General features: G+C 66.4%; 19 protein-coding genes. 15 read left to right on the top strand and 4 right to left on the bottom strand.

Annotated elements, in window-relative coordinates; genetic code table 11:
- Positions 1–22: 22 nt before the first annotated feature.
- Positions 23–871, bottom strand: coding sequence for a GntR family transcriptional regulator (locus GNX95_RS32030; RefSeq protein ID WP_163511397.1), 849 nt, complete (start codon positions 869–871; stop codon positions 23–25).
- A gap of 386 nt (positions 872–1,257) precedes the next feature.
- On the opposite strand from GNX95_RS32030, the gene GNX95_RS32025 reads away from it, so the two are divergent.
- From GNX95_RS32025 to GNX95_RS31995, 7 genes are all read left to right on the top strand, one after another.
- Positions 1,258–1,707: a hypothetical protein gene (locus GNX95_RS32025; RefSeq protein WP_163511396.1), complete on the top strand. Its 450-nt coding sequence runs from the start codon at positions 1,258–1,260 to the stop codon at positions 1,705–1,707.
- 107 nt (positions 1,708–1,814) lie between these two features.
- Positions 1,815–2,654, top strand: a complete 840-nt coding sequence (locus tag GNX95_RS32020) for a DUF2637 domain-containing protein (protein ID WP_163511395.1) — start codon at positions 1,815–1,817, stop codon at positions 2,652–2,654.
- Between the two features lie 7 nt (positions 2,655–2,661).
- Complete coding sequence (locus GNX95_RS32015) at positions 2,662–2,856, top strand: hypothetical protein (protein ID WP_163510244.1); 195 nt, start codon at positions 2,662–2,664, stop codon at positions 2,854–2,856.
- Positions 2,857–3,064: 208 nt separating this feature from the next.
- On the top strand, positions 3,065–3,433 hold the full coding sequence (locus tag GNX95_RS32010; protein WP_163511394.1) for a hypothetical protein: 369 nt from the start codon (positions 3,065–3,067) through the stop codon (positions 3,431–3,433).
- Positions 3,433–5,676, top strand: coding sequence for an FtsK/SpoIIIE domain-containing protein (locus tag GNX95_RS32005; protein ID WP_163511393.1), 2,244 nt, complete (start codon positions 3,433–3,435; stop codon positions 5,674–5,676). The genes GNX95_RS32010 and GNX95_RS32005 overlap by 1 nt, the downstream gene beginning before the upstream one ends.
- 143 nt (positions 5,677–5,819) lie before the next feature.
- Positions 5,820–6,098 carry a hypothetical protein gene (locus tag GNX95_RS32000; protein ID WP_163511392.1) on the top strand — a complete coding sequence of 93 codons (279 nt, stop codon included), beginning with the start codon at positions 5,820–5,822 and terminating at the stop codon, positions 6,096–6,098.
- A gap of 1,252 nt (positions 6,099–7,350) precedes the next feature.
- On the top strand, positions 7,351–8,463 hold the full coding sequence (locus tag GNX95_RS31995; RefSeq protein ID WP_163511391.1) for a DUF5677 domain-containing protein: 1,113 nt from the start codon (positions 7,351–7,353) through the stop codon (positions 8,461–8,463).
- A 102-nt stretch (positions 8,464–8,565) separates the two neighbouring features.
- Here GNX95_RS31995 and GNX95_RS31990 read toward each other — a convergent pair whose 3' ends face one another.
- Positions 8,566–10,113, bottom strand: a complete 1,548-nt coding sequence (locus GNX95_RS31990) for a recombinase family protein (protein WP_163511390.1) — start codon at positions 10,111–10,113, stop codon at positions 8,566–8,568.
- A gap of 227 nt (positions 10,114–10,340) precedes the next feature.
- On the opposite strand from GNX95_RS31990, the gene eno reads away from it, so the two are divergent.
- The 4 genes from eno to GNX95_RS31970 are packed head-to-tail and all read left to right on the top strand — an operon-like array spanning position 10,341 to position 13,662.
- Positions 10,341–11,630 (top strand): phosphopyruvate hydratase, encoded by a 1,290-nt coding sequence (eno, locus tag GNX95_RS31985; protein WP_163511389.1) that lies wholly within the window; start codon positions 10,341–10,343, stop codon positions 11,628–11,630.
- A gap of 8 nt (positions 11,631–11,638) precedes the next feature.
- Positions 11,639–12,211, top strand: coding sequence for an FtsB family cell division protein (locus tag GNX95_RS31980; protein ID WP_163511388.1), 573 nt, complete (start codon positions 11,639–11,641; stop codon positions 12,209–12,211).
- Positions 12,208–12,696: a DUF501 domain-containing protein gene (locus GNX95_RS31975; RefSeq protein WP_222854080.1), complete on the top strand. Its 489-nt coding sequence runs from the start codon at positions 12,208–12,210 to the stop codon at positions 12,694–12,696. The genes GNX95_RS31980 and GNX95_RS31975 overlap by 4 nt, the downstream gene beginning before the upstream one ends.
- Positions 12,697–12,729: 33 nt before the next feature.
- Positions 12,730–13,662 carry a Ppx/GppA phosphatase family protein gene (locus GNX95_RS31970; RefSeq protein WP_187369730.1) on the top strand — a complete coding sequence of 311 codons (933 nt, stop codon included), beginning with the start codon at positions 12,730–12,732 and terminating at the stop codon, positions 13,660–13,662.
- Positions 13,663–13,726: 64 nt separating this feature from the next.
- Here the strand turns inward: GNX95_RS31970 and GNX95_RS31965 are convergent, their stop codons facing one another.
- Both GNX95_RS31965 and GNX95_RS31960 read right to left on the bottom strand, forming a co-directional pair.
- Positions 13,727–15,148 carry an MFS transporter gene (locus tag GNX95_RS31965; RefSeq protein ID WP_222854079.1) on the bottom strand — a complete coding sequence of 474 codons (1,422 nt, stop codon included), beginning with the start codon at positions 15,146–15,148 and terminating at the stop codon, positions 13,727–13,729.
- A 65-nt stretch (positions 15,149–15,213) separates the two neighbouring features.
- The gene (locus GNX95_RS31960; RefSeq protein WP_163511387.1) at positions 15,214–15,957 is read right to left on the bottom strand and encodes a GntR family transcriptional regulator; all 744 of its coding nucleotides are present in this window, start codon (positions 15,955–15,957) and stop codon (positions 15,214–15,216) included.
- 57 nt (positions 15,958–16,014) lie between these two features.
- Between GNX95_RS31960 and GNX95_RS31955 the strand changes: the two genes are divergently transcribed.
- The 4 genes from GNX95_RS31955 (at position 16,015) to GNX95_RS31940 (ending at position 20,319) form a co-directional block, all read left to right on the top strand.
- Positions 16,015–17,061, top strand: coding sequence for an L-idonate 5-dehydrogenase (locus GNX95_RS31955; protein ID WP_246281829.1), 1,047 nt, complete (start codon positions 16,015–16,017; stop codon positions 17,059–17,061).
- Positions 17,062–17,072: 11 nt separating this feature from the next.
- Positions 17,073–18,395: a mannitol dehydrogenase family protein gene (locus tag GNX95_RS31950; protein ID WP_163511386.1), complete on the top strand. Its 1,323-nt coding sequence runs from the start codon at positions 17,073–17,075 to the stop codon at positions 18,393–18,395.
- The gene (manD, locus tag GNX95_RS31945; protein WP_163511385.1) at positions 18,392–19,621 is read left to right on the top strand and encodes a D-mannonate dehydratase ManD; all 1,230 of its coding nucleotides are present in this window, start codon (positions 18,392–18,394) and stop codon (positions 19,619–19,621) included. Before GNX95_RS31950 ends, manD begins: the two co-directional genes overlap by 4 nt.
- Positions 19,622–19,794: 173 nt before the next feature.
- Positions 19,795–20,319, top strand: coding sequence for a dienelactone hydrolase family protein (locus GNX95_RS31940; RefSeq protein WP_163511384.1), 525 nt, complete (start codon positions 19,795–19,797; stop codon positions 20,317–20,319).
- The last annotated feature ends 92 nt before the right edge of the window (positions 20,320–20,411 follow it).

Genomic DNA, 20,411 nt, shown 5'->3' with positions numbered 1-20,411 from the left:
GCTGTGTCGTGAGGTTGTCGGGCTAGTCGCCGGCGCCCGGTGATGCGCTGAGCCAGTACATGAGCTGTGCGTCATCGGCGGAGCGGCGTGTCTGCTCGAGCGCGAGGGTCTGTCCGCTCATGCCGTCGTAGGTGACGCGGACAGTGATCAGCATGGGTGTGCTCGCTGGAATATGCAGCGCCTTACCGTCGTCCGGAGTGGGCATGACCGCGCGGACGTACTCACGCCAGTTGAGCTGATAGTCGGCCGCCGACAAGATGTCGTACAGCTCTCCCGGCATCCGAAACGGGTTTTCCTCCAGCGGACGTACATGCGCGGCCACGGAGAACGGCACATACAACCGGTGCCCGACACGCTGATCGGCATCGTTGACCAACAGCCGGTCACACACGAAAAGCTGCGTATACCGGGGTACGGCCATGTCCAGCGCGAGCCCCGCCGTGGCCTCCATGTGGTACGTGGCAGCCTCTTCGACCAGCCGCCATTCCGGCGAGTCGACGTCGCTGTCCGCGAAACCGGCGCCCTCACCGGGGCCGTCTGCGGGGTCGTGGTCGGGGTGGTGGGTGATAGCGCGCTTGTAGGTGTGCGCCGGCTGGTCAGAGCGACGACGGACGAACGACCCGCGCCCCTTGTGAATGGTGATCAGCCCCTCGCCCTTGAGCGCGGCTAGGGCCTTCTGCGCGGTATTGCGGGACACGCCGAACCGTGTGGCGATCTCCAGCTCACTGGGCAGCAGCGCGGCCGGAGGAAGCGCACCGCTAAGAATCTGCTCCCGTAGCGCGTCGCTGACCTGTGCAAGCTTGGACGTACGCGCGGCGCTCGTAGCGTTTGTGCTGCTTACCGCCGTGTTTTCGTCGTTTCGCGGAGCCATTGCAACTCGCGTCTCCCCTCCGACTGTCAGAGCCACCTAAGAGTGTCGGATAACCGAACTATAGTACGGCCACACCTGTACCTGCAAGTTGACACCCTAAGTGCTTGACAAGCTGCTGTCCAGCCGTCATATTAGTACCCGCAACATATACCTACAGGCTGATGGTCAGCCTAGTGGAGCGGGTCGCGGAGCGGCCCGGAGAGGCGGTGACGAGTGGTCTGTGGACGGCGAGTGCCGTTCGGGCTGACCGGTCCGGGATGCAGGTGTGGAGCGGTCGCCACAGAGGTCTGGATCGGCAGCGAGCTGGGCCAATGCATCAAGTGCAGCTGTCGCCGGTTGTACCGGCGCCATCAGCACAGCAGTCGACAGCGGAAGGAGCAGACGCGATGACGAACACCGGAGATACGCGGGGGATCGTTGGCCGGCCACCGCTGAACCTGGACGCCGTGGACGGCATGTCGCCGTTCAAGTTGGCTCAACTCTGGGGTGACCGTACGGCATGGGAGCTGGCCGGCTACCGCTCGGTGGCCGAGGAGCTGGAAGAGCTGGCGGTCATGAGCACGCTGGTGTCGTGGCTGGTGAGGTGGTCACCGATCACGATGCATCGCGCGCTGCTGGCCGGCGCGACGGTGGAGCAGGTAGCGGCAGCGGCCGGCGACACGGTGGCGGCTGTCGCGGAACGGTGGCAGCGCTGGGCCGCCGGCCAGCGGCACCTCAATCAGACCAACCAGAAGTTCGGTATGCCGCCGGCCGAGTACGACAAGGTGGCGGAACTGCTGGCGGCAGCGCTGGGGCTGTCCATCGGCGCCTTCACCTGCCGGCTGGAGGCGTCATGACTTCCACCGCCGACACGCTGACAGTCGATACGGCTACTGGTGCGACGAGGCCGGTTGTCGCCGGCAGCCAAGCGGAACCGCCGAGCGGCAGCGCGGACGCTCCGGCAATGTCGCACTCTGCTGCCGGCAAGGAGCACGAGCGGGTTGGCGCCGTCGCGGCTTCCACTGGCGAGCCGGACGAGCCGGCAACGGTCACCGCGCGTCGCGCCTACCTGCGATCTGTCGCGGAAGGCCAGCCGTTGACCGGCAACGAGCTGGGCCGGATGTGCGGCAGGTCCAGCAGTTGGGGACGCTCGCAGATCCGTGCCGCAAAGGCGGAACTGGCCGCAGCGGACCAGTCCGCGACCGCCGAACAGGAGCACGCGGAAGCGCTGGCGGAACATCCGCCGGCAACGCGGAACGCCGAGGACGGCAACGACAGCCCGCAAAAGGCTGCGGATGCTGCCGCTGCGGCTGCCGCCGATCCCACGCCTACCGGCACCGCCGATCCGGTACGGGCCGAGCAGCGGCCGGGAGCGTCACTGTCTGCCGTGATCGGGTTGGCGGCCGGCGTGGTCATGTCGGTGGCAGCGAACATCGCGCATTCATTCCTGCCGCCGGCTGGCGCACCGGCCGGCTGGCATCCGCCGGTCGGCGCCGTACTGGCCGCCGCGTGGTGGCCGGTCGCGCTGTTCCTCGCCGTGGAGGTCCTGACACGGGTGCGGTGGCAGTCCGGTCCGTGGTGGGCCACCGCTCGGTACGGCGGGGTGACCATCGTGGCCACCGTCGCCGCGATCGTCTCCTATCGACACATGGCCGGGCTGCTCATCGCCTACGGCGAAGACCCGATCTCCGCGCACATCGGCCCGCTAGCTGTCGATGGCCTGATGGTCGTGGCCGGTCTGGCACTGCTGACCATCGGCGCCCGACCGACGCCAAAAGAATCAGCGCCAGCGGAGAGGAGGTGAGAAATAGATGGCAATCACGCTCCCCGTCGTGGTCGTCCTGCTCATCGTCGTCGTCCTGCTCTGCTGGAAAGGCGGCCTGAAGTGGTGGCATGCGGCCGTGGTGCTGCTGTTCGGATTCGCGGTCGCGTCCTGGCCCGCCGTCGCGCCGATCGTCGGGTCGGTACTGGCCGGGCTCGTCCACGAAATCAACCGCCGCGGTTAGCGATCCCAAGCCAATTTCTCTTTACACGTCAACGAATCTCGACGCCTACGGGCGAGAAAGGGTGGAGCCGTTGGAAAACCAATTCTTGGAGGCGATGGCCTATCACGCACCAGCCGCGCAACACCGACCCTGACGTACCTCATCCGCGACGAGCCTCACACCGGGGCGGAAAGGCAGGCGCCATTACCCCTACCGGAAAGGAAACCCTATGAACACCAAACACACGCACCCCACGACCGAATCCCACGACACTGGCCCGAACACCGGCTTGCAGGTCGCGTACTGGCTGCTTCGCCAAGAGCACGCGAACCTTATCGCTGCCGGCTACGCCACCATCTGCGCCGACCTGGACGGCGAACCCAATCCGCTCGCGTACCTCGTGGACGAGCTGCCGCATCCGCCGGATGGGCACCGGCTGGCTGACAACTGGCCGCCGGACTACCCCGACACCTATTTCACGGACTTCCAGTACTGCGCCGACCCGGACGAGCCGGCCGACCTGTGGGAGGCCCCGGACGAGGAGCCCGTGTCTGAGGACCGGTACGAATCCGGCCGCATCGACGGGGGGTGGTGCTGATGGATACCCGACCGCCCGACGACGGCGACAGCCACGACTTCAATCCGTTTGACGGTGATGGCGCGGAAGTCCTGGACCTGGATGCCATCCGCCGCCGGACCAACGGCAAGGAGCTGATTCCGGCGCAGCGGCAGCCCGGCCGCGACGACGACCCGGACGACTCGGAGGTGGCCGACGACGCGGCGGACCGGGAATCGGTCGAGATAGCGCCGATGGTGCTCGGTCCGCCCGTCGACCCGCCGGACGAGCCGGTCCACGTCGGCTCTCGTTGGGCAGGCAGGAAATGGCGCGAGCGCAGGCGTACACGTAGGCCGATCATTCCGCCGTGGCTGCTGTCCCGCGCTGACCTGGCCGCCGCCGTACGGTGGGCCATCAAGGACACGCTCTACCTGGCCGGGTATCACGCGGTCCGGATTCCCAAGTACGCGGCCAAAATCGCGGTGTACGCGCCGGTCGGTGCGTTCCGACTGTTGAGCCGGATGCTGCGGTGGGCCACCGCTGAGGAGGGGAACTGGGCTCTTCGGCAGTGGGCCGCCGACCACAACGACCCGGCCACCTGGCTGCGGCTGGACCAGCGCCGCGCCGACCAGTCGCGGTTTCGCTGGGTCATCGTGGTTGCCGGCACTCTCGCCGCGTTCATCGCCGGTCTGGTGTTCCTGTACGTGCCGATTCCGGACGTGGCGCGGTGGGTTTTCTACACCATCATGGCGTTGCTGTTCGCGCGCTCCGGCCGGCCGACCGACAAGCCGATCGTCGATCGGGTCGCGAATAGCCCGCGCTATCGCAAGCTGACTGCGGAGTTGGTGCGTCGTGGCTTGACCAGTATCCAGCTGGCTGGCATCAACCAGGCCGTGTCCAAAGATCCCGGTGCGATCACGTTCCCGGTGGAGATCCATCGCGACGGCCCCGGACATATGGCCGTGGTGGATCTGCCGTACGGCGTGGAGGCCGCTGACGTGATCGCGCGGCGTGGCCGGCTGGCGTCCGCGTTGCGGTTGCCGCTGGACCAGGTGTGGCCGGAGCCGGATCGTGCGCACACCGGCCGGTTGCGGTTGTGGGTCGGACATGAGCCGGCGTCGGCGATGAAGGCGCCGCCGTGGCCGCTGCTGCATGGCCCCAAGGTGGATGTCTTCGAGCCGTTCCCGTTCGCCACCGACCCGCGTTTGCGGCCCATCTATGGGCACCTGATCGCCCGTAACTGGCTGTTCGGCGGTATGCCGGGCTCCGGCAAGTCTCGCGCGTTGCGGATTCCGATTCTGGCCGCCGCGCTTGATCCTCGGGTGGAGATTCGGTGCTATGACCTGAAAGGAACGGGTGATTTCAGGGTCCTCGAGCCGGTGCTCACCGAGTATGGCAGCGGATTCGATGACGAGACCGTCGCCGGCTGCCACGACATGGTGCACTGGCTCTACGGCGAGTGCCAGCACCGGTCGAAGCGGATCGCCTTCTATGCCGCCAAAGGCATGGCTCCGGAGAACAAAGTCACCCCGGAGCTGGCGTCGCTGAAAGGCTCCGGGCTGCATCCGCTCGTGGTGGATATCGATGAGATTCAGGAGTTGATCACGCATCCGGTCTACGGCAAGAAAGCCGGAGAACTGCTGGAAAAGATCATCAAACTCGGTCGCGCCCTTGGCGTCACCCTGCTGCTGGGAACGCAGATCCCGGACAAGGACAGCCTGCCGCCGGGGATCACCCGCAATGTCAACACCCGGTTCTGTCTTGCCGTGGCGGATCAGATAGCCAACGACATGATCCTCGGGACCTCTATGTACCGGAACGGGTACCGGGCTACCGAGTTCGGGCCGGAGGAGCCGGGCTGGGGCATCACGGTCGGCATGGGCAAGCCGGCCCCGGCGCACGCATACGACGTGGACCAGGCCGCCGCTGAGGCGGTCGTGGCGCGCGCCGTGGCGCTGCGGGCCGTCGCCGGCACGCTGCCGACCGAACCCGCACAGCGGCAAGTCGGGCCGGGGTACGACGTGCTGCGGGATCTGATGACCGTGTGGCCGTCCGGCGTCGAGCGGGAGTGGAACGAAACCCTCATCGACCGGCTGGCCCAGCTCCGCGCCGATGTGTACGGCGGATGGAAGCCCGAACAGCTCACCGCTGCTCTCAAGCCGTACGGCGTCACGGTCGGACAGATCGGCCGGCGCATTGACGGCGTGATGACCAACCGTCGCGGCCCGGACCGCGATGACGTCGTCGCTGCCATCGCGCAACGTGACCGCAAACCGGCCGAGTAGCCCACAGATCGGGTGCTATCGATAGCAGCCCCGACTGCTATCGATAGCACCCCTGCTAGCACCCAAAACCCATGCTGGCCTGCGGTTTAGCGGATAGCAGACAACCGCGGACTAGCCCCGAAAACCCGCCCTGGAGGCGAATCTTGACCCTGACCACGCTCCTTACTATCGCGATCATCCTCGCACCGGTGCTGATCACGCTCGGTTACATCCGCACCTGTCACAGCCGGCCGTTCAAACACTGCGGACGCTGCCAAGGCACCGGCCGCGTGCGCTCCACCTTCGGCCTGTCCATGCGCGAATGCCCACCCTGCCAAGGCACCGGCCGCCGGCTCCGCACCGGCCGCCACGTCCTGAACTACGCACGCCGCATCCGCCAAGCGCACAACGCCGCGCGCCTGCACGACGACCGGAGGAGGTGACCCACGAGCACGCCACCATCCGACCCCAGGGAGGCACCCGACAGCAAAGGAACGCAGCAAAGACGACGTAGTCGACAGCAGGCGCCGCACCGAGCGGCGACCAGCGGGAGGGGCAACCCGAATCCCAAGCTGGAAAGCGAATCGATTGCCGATACCGAGGCTTTCCAGCACTGGGCCAAGATCTGCGCCACACTCCCGCCGCTGACCGACGAACAGATCCACGCCGTAGCCACCATTCTGGACAGCATCGATGACTACCGTCGCGCGCAAGAAAATCGAAAGGACAAGCTCGCCTAACGCCCGCCTCTTCCGGCGTACGTCCGGCGGCGGCCGGTGCCAACCCACCGTGGTCGGCACCGGCCCTACTTATAGCTGACGATTCCTCTCGTATCGATCGGCCCAGGGAACGAGATGGCCACATCCTTGACATGCGATACAGTGCAAAGTGGAGAGCGCGGCGGTGCGAAGAGATGTATTGATCTCGTCGCGTAAACCCAGCCAGGATGAGTGCATGCGGTGGTAGCAGTCCACCACATCTGGCTGCCTGGCACGGCGGAGCAGTGGTCCACCGACCCGGACCTGGTTAGCTACGTCATGCCGCGCGCGCAAGACCCTGCACCACCTATTCGCGACATGTTCAACGAGTTCCTTACCGGGTCGGCGGGCAGGACCTCTGTTCAGCAGCGCTGTGCGCTGGCTGAGCCGAGGCTGCCCTACATCCTCGGCTCAGTCCCATTGAGGAGCCGGGGTATGTGGGATCTCATCGTGGCACGTCCAGAGTTGTTCTTGCCTCTCATCGCAGTTGCCGTCGCCACGGCCGTTGGTGGCTTACTGAAGGTCATCGGGCTCGTCATCGCATTACGCGGCTCGACACCTATCGAACGACCGAGCATCATCCGGGCATATGCATGCCTTTGGAAGGCGGATTGGCGATTAGGCTGGCTGAGTCGTCAACCATCGTCGGCCTTCAACGAACCCGTAAGCACGGATGTGCGCCCCGATTTGTCGGATGCGGGTGGCGAACGACAAGCCGGCCGGTCACCGTAGCTACGTTCGGCCGTCGCGGGCGGCCTGAACCATGTAATGCCAGAGCTTACGGTCGAAACAAAGCCGCTGATGGCGACTTGTGCAGCATCCGAGATCGGCCGATCAGTTGACACGCTTCTAAATGATCTGCTACTTCGGGAGGCTCGGATGGTCAGCCGAGCCGGAAGTCACCTATTTTGGGCCGAGGACATTGTAGCATTATCCGATGGCTCGCAGACATATGCATGACCCGTTCTCAGAAGAAGGTGCGTTGGAATTACTTGCGCAAACGACTGAGCGTTTAATCCGCGGTGGCTTGCTCCCAGATGTGGCGGCCACGACGGCGCTAAAGATATATATGGAACAATTGGATTCCAGTGGACCCCGCGTTGCGAGAACGATAATAGACAACAAGGCTAACCATAAAAGGCATCGCCGAGATAACCAGCGATTCGAGACACGATTGCGGAGGCATTGGGGCGATGGTCTTGACATCCTCTACGCCGTAGCCAGTGTGTACTACGAATGCGGAGCCGAACTGACTGACAGGAAATCACGAGAAACGGGTGGTCCGTTGGTAGAAGCGTTGGCGGGGCTCAACGCCCGGTGCTGCCGAGTGGCTTTCGAAGTTCATCACCTTCTTTCTGGAGGCTTTGCCATGGGCGGCTTGGCTCGTTGCCGAACGCTACACGAGATCGCCGTTACCGCGATCGTACTCGGCGAATACTCCAGCAAGGAAGGCTTTGAAGACCTGCCGAGGCGCTACATTGAGCATCACTATGTCCTTAATTATTCGGACGCACTCATATATCAAAGAGACGCCGCCAAACTCGGAGAGGAGAAGTTTAGTGACAGCGAGATGGCGGAACTCAAAAGACTACGCGACGAAGTAATCTCGAAATATGGACCAGAGTATGCAACGTCCTACGGCTGGGCGGCGGGTATCGGTGGAAAGAAGTCGCCGCGATTCTCGGATCTCGAGAAAATCGCCGGAGTCTCGCACTTGCGCACTTACTACAAATTGGCTAGCCATCACATTCACTCCGACGCTAAAGACGCGATCCTGAACGTTATGCGACGAGGGGACAAGGTCGGCTACCTCTACGGCCGTACCAATATCGGGCTTGCCGAGCCTGCTGGTATGGCGCTCGGGTCAGTCGCCCAGTGTTTCTCCACGCACGTATGTGCACTCGCTCCAATAGATCCCAGGGACTTGGTCGCCATGAAGGCCGTCCAGGAGCTAGTCACGGCTGGATACAAAGCGTTTGCAGCGGGCGATGAGAGCGTAAATGCCGCAGAGGAACGCTACCAAGCAGAGCAGAATCGACAAGCGCCATAAAGCCGGCCTCGATACCGCGTGCCAGCGAACTGCTGACGTCGTACTCCGCACGGACGCCGGACCTGTGTTGCGTCGGTCTACGGTCCAGCGCTGCTTGAAAGGTCATTTGCTCTCAAGCAGTCGTATACGATCACGGTCGAACCGGGGCCGACCCTTAGCCTGTCGCGGCCTGACCACTAACCGGTCGCGGCCGATCGCCTGTAGGAGCATCGCGCGGCGATGGCTCACGTCCGCGTTATCCCACTCAGCCGCCAACTGATCGGGATCGGCGACGCCAGCGGTTCCGATTGGCGTCTTGGCGTCTAACCCGTCGCGCTCCTCCGTGTACTTCGCTAGGTCTTCGGCGAGGGGTCGATTGCCTTCGTCAAACGCTTCCTCGGTGATCTGCCGACGCCCCAGCTTCGCGGCTAGTCCCTTCTGGAGATCGCTAATCGTCTTGATTTCTGCGTTGAGCCACGCCAGCCGCTCGGACACCCGCGACCGTACAGCTGTCAACGTGGACGCATGCCGAGGATCAGACAGGCGCGCGATGGTGAAGAGACGCAGCTCCTTGTCTGTCTTGTACCGGTCGATCTGGACCTTGCCGCATCCCCGCCGATCCGTGTAGCAGCAGTACGCTGAGCGCGGCGAACCGTCCTCGTAGACGCCCGGACCTTTCGCGTGACCGGTCAACTTGATTCCGCACCCGTCGTTGCCGCAGCGGAGAATTCCGCTGCCTACGTACCGCTGCCCAACCTCGCCCGCCACACGGCCGCGTTTCCGGCCGGCAAACAACGCTTGCAGCCGGTCGTAGGTGCGCTTGTCCAGGATCGGCTTGCCGGGGATCTTGCCGACCACCTTGCCCTCGTACACGATGTGTCCGCCCAGGGCCGGACGCATCATCGTTTTCCGCATCATCTCCGGCGTCCACTCCCGGCCGGCGACCGTACGGATACCCGCCTCATTCCACGCCCTGGTTCGCGCGCCCAGCGATACACCTGCGATCAACTGCTTGGCGTTCTCCCGAATCGCTTCCCGCTCAGCTTCCACTATGTGGTCAGGCACCTGCTGGCGTTCTTCGCCCTCTTCCAGCGGTATGGGCTTGCCGTCCGCGCCGCGCGGCAATGGTTCCAGCCCTGGAAAGCCGAACGGTCGCGCGCCGCCTGTCGACGGCCGGCCCTGCTCGCGAAAGGTCGCAAACCGCCGCTTAATCCGCCGCGACGTGTCATCGCTGGACCGCGCAGCGTGCGCCACCTCGATACGCAGGATGAACCGGTCATCCGGGTCGGACAGGTCCCGCGCGCCATGCGCGGATGCGACGGTGAACCCCTTGTCCGCCAAGTCAATCAGCGCTTCAAGGTCGCGCGGCTGGCGGAACAACCGGTCTGTATGCCAGACGACGATTCCCTGCGACTCGCCGGACTTCACCCGCTCGAGCAGCCGCTCCCATCCTGGCCGCTTCGCGCCTTTCCGCCAAGCCGACATTCCGTCGGACAGTTCCTCACCGAGCACGCCGCCTAGACGTTCGATCACCTTGCGGTTGTCCGCCCATTGCGTCTCGACCTTCTCCAGCTCCCCAGTCTCCGGGACCTTGCTCAACCGGCCGTAGGAGTCGAGAACCGGCGGTTGCTCGGGGTCCTGACCTGCGTTAACGTCCGTCTTCCGTCCCATGTCAGCCAGTATGAGTCACAAAAAAGACCCCCGCTAGGGTGGGGGGTGGGTTCGTGGGGAATGTTTGCAAACATAGAAGTTGATCTTGGAACGGGTGTGTCCGACACAGCCCCGGGCCATCCAGGTGAACCGATCCCGATTCGTTAGTCTCGCCTAGGGCCTGTTGCCACCTGCCGAGGCGACAACAGACCCAGACGACGAGACTTCCAACAGGGGAGCGACCTTCAGTGGCGACCATTTCCGGCATCACCGCGCGTGAGATCCTGGACTCGCGCGGCAACCCCACCGTCGAGGTCGAGGTGGTGCTCGACGACGACACCGTCGGCCGTGCCGCCGTGCCGTCCGGCGCCTCGACCGGCGCGTTCGAGGCGGTCGAGCTGCGCGACGGTGAGGACCGTTACGGCGGCAAAGGCGTCGACAAGGCCGTACGCGCCGTCGTGGACACCATCGAGGGTGAGCTGGTCGGCTACGAGGCCTCCGAGCAGCGGCTGATCGACTACGAGCTGATCGACCTGGACGGCACCGACAACAAGTCCAACCTCGGCGCCAACGCCATCCTCGGCGTCTCGCTCGCGGTGGCGCGCGCGGCCGCCGACTCGGCCGGCCTGCCGCTGTTCCGCTACCTCGGCGGCCCCAACGCACACCTGCTGCCGGTGCCGATGCTCAACATCCTCAACGGCGGCGCACACGCCGACTCCAACGTCGACATCCAGGAGTTCATGATCGCGCCGGCCGGCGCGGGGACCTTCGCCGAGGCGCTGCGCTGGGGTGCCGAGACCTACCACGCGCTCAAGTCGGTGCTGAAGTCCCGCGGCCTGTCCACCGGCCTCGGCGACGAGGGTGGCTTCGCGCCCAACCTGGACAGCAACCGCGACGCGCTCGACCTGATCGCCGAGGCGGTACGCAAGGCCGGCTTCCAGCTCGGTCAGGACATCGTGCTGGCGCTGGACGTCGCCGCCACCGAGCTGTACACCGATGGCGTCTACACGCTGGACGGCAAGCCGCACACCGCCGAGGAGATGACCGCGTACTACGCCGACCTGGTGGCGGCCTATCCGATCGTCTCCATCGAGGACCCGCTGTCCGAGGAGGACTGGACCGGCTGGGTCTCGCTGACCGACCGGCTCGGCGACAACATCCAGATCGTCGGCGACGACCTGTTCGTCACCAACCCGGAGCGGATCGCCAAGGGCATCAACTCCGGCGCGGCCAACGCGCTGCTGGTCAAGGTCAACCAGATCGGCACGCTGACCGAGACCTTCGACGCGGTCTCGCTCGCGCAGCGCAGCGGTTTCGCCACCATGATGAGCCACCGCTCGGGCGAGACCGAGGACACCACCATCGCCGACCTCGCGGTCGCGGTGAACGCCGGCCAGATCAAGTCCGGCGCGCCGGCCCGGTCGGACCGTACGGCCAAATACAACCAGCTCCTGCGGATCGAGGAGGAGCTCGACGACGCCGCCGCGTACGCCGGGTTCTCCGCGTTTCCGCGCTACGAGCCGGAAGCCAAGGCATAGGAGCAGGCATGACGCAGCCGCGCCCGGGCCGCCGGACCACCGGCACCAGCCGCCGTACGCCAGGCAGCCAGCAGCCGCCCGGCCCGCGGTCCGGACGCGGTCGCGCCGACGAGCAGCAGCGCACCACCGGCCGGGTGCCGTCCATGGCCCGGCCGGCGCGGCAGCGGCGGACCAGCCCCAGCTCGGCCGGCGAGCTGCCGCGGCGCGGCGGCCGGCTCACCGGCCGGTCGGCGATCCTCGCGGTCGTGGTGTGCCTGCTGGTGCTGACGCTCGCCTATCCGGTGCAGAAATATCTGTCCCAGCGCAGCCAGATCGCCCAACTGGAACAGTCGCAGGCCGCGCAACAGAAGCGGATCAACCAGTTGCAGCAGGAAAAAGACCGGTGGAACGACCCGGCGTACGTGCGTGCGCAGGCGCGTGAGCGGCTGCAGTATGTGACGCCGGGCGACACGACGTTCGTGGTGGTCGGCGGCGCCGCGCCGGCCGGCCAGTCGGCCGGTGGCGCTGGCGGCACGAGCGGATCCGGTCCCTGGTACGGAAAACTCGCCGGCAGCATCGCCGGCGCGGACCACGCCAAGTGACCGCGCCGATCAGCGCGGCCGACCTGGCGGTGGTCGGCGACCAGCTCGGCCGCCCGCCGCGCGGCGCGCGTGCGGTGGTTTTTCGTTGTCCCGCCGGACATCCGGGCGTGGTCGAGACCAGCCCGCGGCTGTCCGACGGCACGCCGTTTCCGACGCTCTACTACCTGACCTGTCCGCACGCGGTGACCGCGGTGAGCACGCTCGAGTCATCCGGCATCATGCGGGAGATGACCGACCGGCTGGCCGTCGACGACGAGCTGGCGGCGGCTTACCGGCGAGCGCACGAGAGCTATCTGGCGCGCCGCTACGAGCTCGGCGACGTACCGGAGATCCACGGGATTTCCGCCGGTGGCATGCCAAAGCGGGTGAAGTGCCTGCACGTACTCGTGGCGCACGCGCTGGCCGCCGGTCCCGGCGTCAACCCGTTCGGCGACGAGGCGATCGAGGCGATCGCCGACCGGTGGCCCGGCCCGGACTGTGCCTGAAACGTCCACTGTGGACAGTGCGGAGGAAACCCGATGACCCGCGTGGCGGCGATCGACTGCGGCACCAACTCGATCCGGCTTTTGGTCGCGGACGTGGAAAACGTCGGCCTCAACGGGGCGTTGCTGTCGGACGTGACCCGGCAGATGCGGATCGTCCGGCTCGGCGAAGGCGTCGACCGTACGGGGATGCTCGCGCCGGCCGCGATCGCCCGCACCGAGACGGCTTTGCGCGACTATGCCGAGGAAATCTCCCGGCTAGGCGCCGAACGGATCCGGATGGTGGCCACCTCGGCGAGCCGGGACGCCGGCAACGCCGACGATTTCGCCGCGATGGTGCGGTCGGTGCTCGGCGTCGACCCGGAGGTCATCACCGGCGACCAGGAGGCCCGGCTGTCCTTCGCCGGCGCCGTACGCGACCTGCCGCCCAACATCGGCCAGCCGCCGTATCTGATCGCCGACATCGGTGGCGGCTCGACCGAGCTGGTGCTCGGCGTCGACACCGTCACCGCCGCGAAGTCGGTCAACGTGGGCTGCGTACGGCTGACCGAGCGCCACCTGCACGACGACCCGCCGACCGCCGCGCAGATCGCCGCCGCCGAGGCCGACGTGGTGGCCGCCATCGCCGAGGCACGACAGACCGTGCCGGTGGCGCAGGCGCGTACGCTCGTCGGTCTCGCCGGCACCGTGTCCACGGTCGTCGCCATCGCGCTCGGCCTGCCGGCCTACGACGCGACGCGGATCCACCACGCGACGGCGACCTACGAGCAGGTCGCCGAGGTCACGTCGATGCTGCTGGCCGCCACCCGCGCCGAACGCGCCGCGCTGCCGGTCATGCATCCCGGCCGCGTCGACGTCATCGGCGGCGGCGCGACCGTCCTGCGCGTACTCATGGCCGAGGTCGGGGCGGCGTCGGTGGTCGCCAGCGAGCACGACATCCTCGACGGCATCGCGTACGCACTGGCGTAAATGCGCGCATGGCCACCATGCGTGCGTCCAGCGCACGCATGGTGGCCATGCGAAACCTGTAGTACTAGGCGGTGGCCTGGCCCGTACGGGTCTCGGCGGTCAGGCCGCCGCTTTCGGTCTCCACATAGCCGTAGACCTCCGGCAGGATGAAACGCGCCGCGAGGAAACCGGCCAGCGAGATGACCGAGACGATCGCGGTGGCCAGCGCCGGGCCGGTCGCGGCCAGCAGGATCGGAAACAGCAGCAGCGTCACGAAGGCGGCGAACTTCACGAACAGATAGCCGAAACCCGACGCGGTACCCTTGTAACGGGTCGGTGCGACCATCGAGGTGATCGTCATGCCGTTGGACGCGTCCCAGTAATGGCCCCACATCATCAGCGCGGCGGCGACCAGCAGCAGGATCCCGAGGTCAAGCCAGAGCGCGACCGCGGCCAGCAGCAACGAAACGAAGGCGATTCCGTATCCCCACTGCGAAATGCCGCGGTGGCCGATCTTCGGGGTGATCGCCGGCCCGACGAAGCCGGAGACCGCGGCGATGCAATAGATCCCGAGCGTGAACACGTTCGTCGCGACCACGTCGTTCTTCGAAATGCCGACCACCACCAGGATCGTCGGCAGATAGAAGCCAAACGCGCCAAACTCGGCACCCTGGCAGGCATTGGAGATCCAGGCGAAAATGCTGGCCTTCCGCCGCGTCTCGTCCGACCAGATGCTCTTCAGGAAGTCACGCGTACGCGGCCGCTCGAGGTGGAAGTCCTGGTCCGGCAGCATGTCCAGCGAGTCGCCGAACATCTGCTCCGACACCTGTTTGGCTTTTCGGAACTTTCCGCGCTGGATAAGCGAAAGCGCGGTGTCGGAGATGTTCAGCCGGCCGATCAGCAGGGCCAGTGCCGGTACGGCGCCGAGCGCCAGGCCGACCCGCCAGAGCAGCTCGTGGTCCATTCCGGTGAGAAAAAGCAGGGTGATAATGGCGATCGCGATGACCTCGCCGATGCCAAACATGCCCTGCCAGCGGTTGCCCATCACCTCGCGCTTGCCGCGCGGCATCGCCTCCATGATGTACGCGTAACCGGAGGAAATGTCGCTGCCGAGCGGGAAACCGAGCAGGAACCGGATGATGATCAGTTCCCACATGTTGGTGACGAAGCCCTGCGCCAGCGCCAGCACCACAAACAGGATCATCGTGGTGATGAAGACCTTCTTACGGCCGAACTTGTCGGCGATCCAGCCACCAGCCAGGCAGCCGAGCAGCGCGCCGAGCTGCACCGCGCCGGAGGCGAGGCCGATCAGCAGCGGGTCGCTGCCGAAGTCCTTCTTGATGAAGATCAGCAGGAAGGAGATCGAGTAGAGATCCCACGCCTCGATGAGGATCGTGGAGATCATCATCCAGCCGGCGCGGCTTCCGCTGACCGTGCCGGGTTGGTTCATCACCCGCTGCGCCGCCTGGTCGGAAAGCGTACGCAACTCGGCTTGTGACATAGCCATCTAAGGGCCTCCGCACAACTGCCATCCAAGACGCGGAGCATTCCAGCACTGCCATGGCAGTGATGTCAACCACGTGACGTGGTCTTGTTCCGCCGAGGTGGCCGCGCGACCCGGCGTGCGCTCGGTGCCTCGCCGGTGAAGAAATGCTCCGGCAGCTCCAGCTGGATGGCCTCCAGGTCGGCCAGCACATAGCGCAGGTGCGTGCGCAGCTCACGCTGTGCCTGCGCGAGCTCGCCGGCCACCAGCATCTCGAAGACCCGGCGGTGGTCGGCAGCGAACTCGTGGATCGGCCGGTGACCCTGCAGGCCGATGTACCGTACGCGGTCCAGGTGCGCCTTCGCGCCGGACACGGTGAGCCAGGCGGTGCCGTGGCCGGCGATGTCCAGCAGCGTACGGTGAAACTCCTCGTCGAGCGGATAGAAGTCCTCGCGGTTGCCAGTGCAGCGGTCCTGCGCGTCGAGGATCCGGCGCAGCTCTTTTTCGTGCTCCGCGGTGAAATTCGCCGCGCACTGGGCCAGCGACGCGGTCTCGACCGCCTCGCGGATGAACTGCGCCTGGCGCACCAGCGACGGGTCGATCGCGCTCACGTAGGTGCCGCTCTGTGGCCGCACCTCGACCAGGCCTTCGTGCGCCAGCAGCAGCAGCGCCTCGCGCACCGGCGTACGGCTCAGCCCGAGCGACAGTGCGCGCTCGTTTTCCGACAGCAGGGCGCCGGGCTCGTCGACGCCGGTGATGATCGAGTTGCGGATCGCCTGGTACGCAACGTCGCGCGCCGACGCCCGCGGTCCGCTCGCCCCAGCCCTGGTCACGCCGGCCATTATGCGCGAGCGATCCGGCTGGCGGAAGACACCGTTGACATGACTGCCATGGCAGTGTTCGATGGCCGCAACGGAAGGAGTGCGATGAAGGCGGTCGTCGTCCACGGCGTCAGTGACCTGCGCGTGGACACCGTCGACGAGCCCGGCCGGTGCCCGCCGGAGTCGGTCGTCGTCGAGGTCGACTACGGCGGAATTTGCGGCTCTGACCTGCATTATGTCGCACATGGCGCGGCCGGCACGAGCGTGCTGCGGCATCCGATGATCCTCGGCCACGAGCTTGCCGGCCGGATCGCCGCGACCGGTGAGCCGGTCACCGTCCATCCTGGCACGTCCTGCGGAGAATGCCGTTATTGCCGCGGAAAACTCGCGCATCTTTGTGAGCGGATGCGTTATCTCGGCAGCGCGGCTTACGATCCGCACACCGACGGCGGCTTCGTACGGCGGAAAATCGTGCCGGTCAACCAGATCCGGCCGCTGCCGGCCTCGGTCGACCTGCGTTCGGCGGCGGTCTGCGAGCCGCTCGGTGTCGCCATTCATGCCGTAGGCCGCGCCGGCGACCTGACCGGGAAGTCCGTACTCGTCAACGGTGCCGGTCCGATCGGCGCGTTGGTCGTGGCGGCCGCGCGGCATGCCGGCGCCGAGCGCGTGTACGCCGCCGACATAGCCGAGGCGCCGCTGCGGATCGCGAAAGCATTAGGAGCACACGAAACCATCGACGCCTCGACAGCCGCGGAGCTGCCGGAGGTGGAGGTCGCCTTCGAGGCGTCCGGTTCGCCGGCCGGCCTGACCAACGTCATCCGCTGGCTGCCGCGCCGCGCGACCCTCGTGCAGGTCGGAAACCTGCCGGCCGGTGGCGCCAACGTCGATCTTTCGCCGCTGATCAGCCGGGAAATCAGCTATCTCGGGTCGTTTCGGTTCGACACCGAGATCGCCGACGCCGTAAGGCTGCTCGCCGACGGGCTGGACGTGTCGCCGCTGCTGACGCATGTTTTCGACGTGGACGAAGCGGAAAAGGCCTTCGCGGTCGCGCGCGACCGGGTCGGCGGAGCCGGCAAGGTGTTGCTCGACTTCACTCGCGAACGGAGTTCGCCATAACCACTCCACGGATGGTCCATCTCGGTCTCGGCGTCTTCCACCGCTCGCACCAGGCCTGGTACACCGAAGTGGCCAACAGGGCCGGCGGCGACAGCTGGCGATACGCGAGTTTCACCGGCCGAAAGCCGGATGCCGCGCGCGCACTCGCGGCGCAGGACGGCGCTTTTACCTTGCTCGTACGCGAGTCCGGCGGCGACCGGGCCGAACACGTGTCGAGCATCGCGGTCGCCGCGGATGGAGCGGATCGCCAGCTGTGGACGCGATTCCTGGCCGCGCCGCAGACCGCGCTGGTGACCCTGACCGTCACCGAGGCCGGTTATCGGTTACGTTCCGACGGTCGCCTGGACACCGAGGCCGACGACGTACGCGCTGACGTGAAGGCCGTCATCGCTGAGGAATCACCGCGTACGGCGGTGGCTCGGCTGGTCGACGGACTGCGCGCGCGGCACCGCGACGGCGGCCGTCCGATCGCGATCGTCAGCTGCGACAACCTTCCTGGCAACGGCGAGGCGACGCGACGGGCGGTGCTCGACTTCGCCGATCTCGTCGACGGCGGGCTCACCGCCTGGATCTCGCGGGATGTTTCCTTTGTTTCCACCATGGTCGACCGGATCACGCCGGCCGTGGAGCCCACCGACCTGGCGATCGCCGAGCGGCTGACCGGCTGGCCCGACCAGGCGCCGGTGGTCGCCGAGCCGTTCACCGACTGGGTCCTGGCCGGCGACTTTCCGTGCGGCCGACCGGATTGGGAGGTCGCCGGAGCACGTTTCGTCGACGACGTCACGCCGTACGAGATGCGCAAGCTCTTCCTGCTCAACGCCGGTCACTCGATGCTGGCCTATCTTGGCCTCGCTCGCGGCCATGCCACGGTTTTCGACGCGGTCAGCGATCCGGTGTGCCGCGAGGCGGTCGGGCAGCTGTGGTCGGAGGCCACGGTCATGCTGCCGTTCGGCGACGCCGAGATCGAGCAGGCGAAATGGGATCTGTTGCTGCGCTGGGGAAATCCGCGGATCGAGCACCAGCTGACCAAGATCGCGTTGGACGGTTCGGAGAAGTTGCGCGTACGGGTCGCGCCGATCCTGCGACAACACACCGGCGTGCCGCTCGGGTCGGCGCTGCTTCTGGCGGCTTGGTTGGTACGCCTGCGAAACGGCTACGTGACCACCGACGATCCTGGTGCGGCACAGCTGGCGGCCACGGCGCGGCACGACCTGGCCGCTGGCGCGCTCGCGGTCGTACGCCACCTCGCCGCCGAGCGCGACGACCACGCGACACTGGCCGCGGCCATCGCCGACGCCGCCGCCGACCTGGAGGAAAGGTCTGTGAAGCAATGAAAATCCGCACCGCCGAGGTGATCGTCACCAGTCCCGGCCGCAACTTCGTGACGCTGAAGGTGACCACCGAGGACGGCGTCACCGGTCTTGGCGACGCGACGCTCAACGGACGCGAGCTGTCGGTCGCCGCGTACTTGTCCGACCACGTCGTGCCGCTGTTGCTCGGCCACGACGCCGGACGGATCGAAGACACCTGGCAGTTTCTCTACCGCTCGGCATACTGGCGGCGCGGACCGGTCACGATGGCCGCGATCGCCGCGGTCGACGTGGCTTTGTGGGACATCAAGGCGAAAACCGCCGGCATGCCGCTCTATCAGCTGCTCGGTGGCGCGTCGCGCAACGGCATCCAGGCATACGGCCACGCGAGCGGTCGTACGCTGGACGAGCTTTTCGACTCCATCCGCGCACACCGCGAGATGGGTTACACCGCGATCCGCGTGCAGACTTCGGTGCCAGGCCTCAAATCCGTGTACGGCGTGGCGTCGCAGCCGTCGGTCGACGGCAAGCGCTATGACTACGAACCGGCGCAGCGGCAGGCATTTCCGCCGGAAGAAGACTGGGACACGCGCGCCTACCTGCGCCATCTGCCGACGGTTTTCGAGGCCGTACGCAACGAATTCGGTCCGGAGCTGCCGTTGCTGCACGACGGCCATCACCGGATGACCCCGATCCAGGCGGCGAAACTCGGCAAGGCGCTGGAGCCCTATGACCTGTTCTGGCTGGAGGACTGCACTCCGGCGGAAAACCAGGCGGCGCTGCGGCTCGTACGCCATCACACCACGACACCGTTGGCGATCGGCGAGGTTTTCAACACCGTCTGGGATTATCAGACGCTGATCCAGGAACAGCTCATCGACTACGTACGATCCGCGGTCACCCACACCGGCGGCGTCACCGCGATGCGCAAACTGCTGGATTTCGCCGCGCAGTACCAGATCAAGTCCGGCATCCACGGTCCGACCGACATCTCGCCGGTCGGCATGGCCGCGGCCCTGCACCTGGACCTGGCGATCCACAATTTCGGCATCCAGGAGTACATGCAGCACGCGCCCGCGACCAACGAGGTCTTCCAGCAGACTTTCACGTTCCGGGACGGATTTCTGCACCCCGGTGAGGAGCCCGGCATCGGCGTGACGCTCGACGAGAAGGCTGCCGCGAGCTATCCGTACGCGGCCGCCTATCTGCCTTTCAACCGGCTCGCGGACGGCACCGTGCACGACTGGTGAATCGAGAAAGTGTGACCACGGCCTCGAAAATCGGCGGGCCAACTGTGATTTAGCGTATTGGCGTCTTTACTCGGCGCTGTCCCGTGTGATTAGGTCGCCGGACCACGACCTGTCTCGCCACCCCTGAGGCAGGCCATGTCGTCGTCGGGTCGTCTCCGCCGAAAGGGGCTGCCATGAGCAGCGGATATCTGGCCATTCCCGAGTCCGGCTCGGGCCCCGCGGTGCTGGTGGTCGGCGACGGCCTGACCGGCCACCTGATGAGCGTCGCCGACCGGCTGGCCGCCGAGGGTTTCCTCGCGCTGGTGCCGAAAACCGGCCCGGCGGACGCCGCGCGACGGCTGCTCGAGCTGCCCGAGAGCACCGGCCGGCTCGGCATCCTCGGCTTCGGCGACCGTACGCTGCCGGCCGCCGCCGAGCTCCGGCCGGCCGCGGTCGTCAGCTTCTATCCGCGGCCGGCGGACCTGGTCTGGAGCCGCTTCCGCGGTGTCTCGGTGGTGCTGCACCAGGTGGACGGCGACACCTCGATCCAGCGCCAGATCGCCGACGCCGGCGGCAGCTGCCGCGCATACGCCTATGACGCCGTCGCCGGCTTCTTCAACGACGACTGCCCGCGCGCCTATCACTCCGACGCGGCTCGTACGGCCTGGGCGCGCAGCCTCGAGCTGCTCCGTGGACTGGCCGTGGCGCGAGCTGCATGATCGCGCGTTTGCGCAGCTAGAAGGCCATTTTCTCGACGCGGAAAAGTCGCGGGAGACGTTGCCTCGATCTTCGAACATATGTACGATCGAGG

It is taken from the genome of Fodinicola acaciae (assembly GCF_010993745.1).
GTDB lineage: Bacteria > Actinomycetota > Actinomycetes > Mycobacteriales > HKI-0501 > Fodinicola > Fodinicola acaciae.
This window is presented reverse-complemented; position numbering and strand designations above follow the sequence as displayed.

Coding starts and splice junctions, on each gene's coding strand:
- GNX95_RS32030 (WP_163511397.1), bottom strand. CDS start 871: ATGGCTCCGCGAAACGACGAAAACACGGCGGTAAGCAGCACAAACGCT.
- GNX95_RS32025 (WP_163511396.1), top strand. CDS start 1,258: ATGACGAACACCGGAGATACGCGGGGGATCGTTGGCCGGCCACCGCTG.
- GNX95_RS32020 (WP_163511395.1), top strand. CDS start 1,815: ATGTCGCACTCTGCTGCCGGCAAGGAGCACGAGCGGGTTGGCGCCGTC.
- GNX95_RS32015 (WP_163510244.1), top strand. CDS start 2,662: ATGGCAATCACGCTCCCCGTCGTGGTCGTCCTGCTCATCGTCGTCGTC.
- GNX95_RS32010 (WP_163511394.1), top strand. CDS start 3,065: ATGAACACCAAACACACGCACCCCACGACCGAATCCCACGACACTGGC.
- GNX95_RS32005 (WP_163511393.1), top strand. CDS start 3,433: ATGGATACCCGACCGCCCGACGACGGCGACAGCCACGACTTCAATCCG.
- GNX95_RS31995 (WP_163511391.1), top strand. CDS start 7,351: ATGGCTCGCAGACATATGCATGACCCGTTCTCAGAAGAAGGTGCGTTG.
- GNX95_RS31990 (WP_163511390.1), bottom strand. CDS start 10,113: ATGGGACGGAAGACGGACGTTAACGCAGGTCAGGACCCCGAGCAACCG.
- GNX95_RS31980 (WP_163511388.1), top strand. CDS start 11,639: ATGACGCAGCCGCGCCCGGGCCGCCGGACCACCGGCACCAGCCGCCGT.
- GNX95_RS31970 (WP_187369730.1), top strand. CDS start 12,730: ATGACCCGCGTGGCGGCGATCGACTGCGGCACCAACTCGATCCGGCTT.
- GNX95_RS31965 (WP_222854079.1), bottom strand. CDS start 15,148: ATGGCTATGTCACAAGCCGAGTTGCGTACGCTTTCCGACCAGGCGGCG.
- GNX95_RS31955 (WP_246281829.1), top strand. CDS start 16,015: ATGGCAGTGTTCGATGGCCGCAACGGAAGGAGTGCGATGAAGGCGGTC.
- GNX95_RS31950 (WP_163511386.1), top strand. CDS start 17,073: ATGGTCCATCTCGGTCTCGGCGTCTTCCACCGCTCGCACCAGGCCTGG.
- manD (WP_163511385.1), top strand. CDS start 18,392: ATGAAAATCCGCACCGCCGAGGTGATCGTCACCAGTCCCGGCCGCAAC.
- GNX95_RS31940 (WP_163511384.1), top strand. CDS start 19,795: ATGAGCAGCGGATATCTGGCCATTCCCGAGTCCGGCTCGGGCCCCGCG.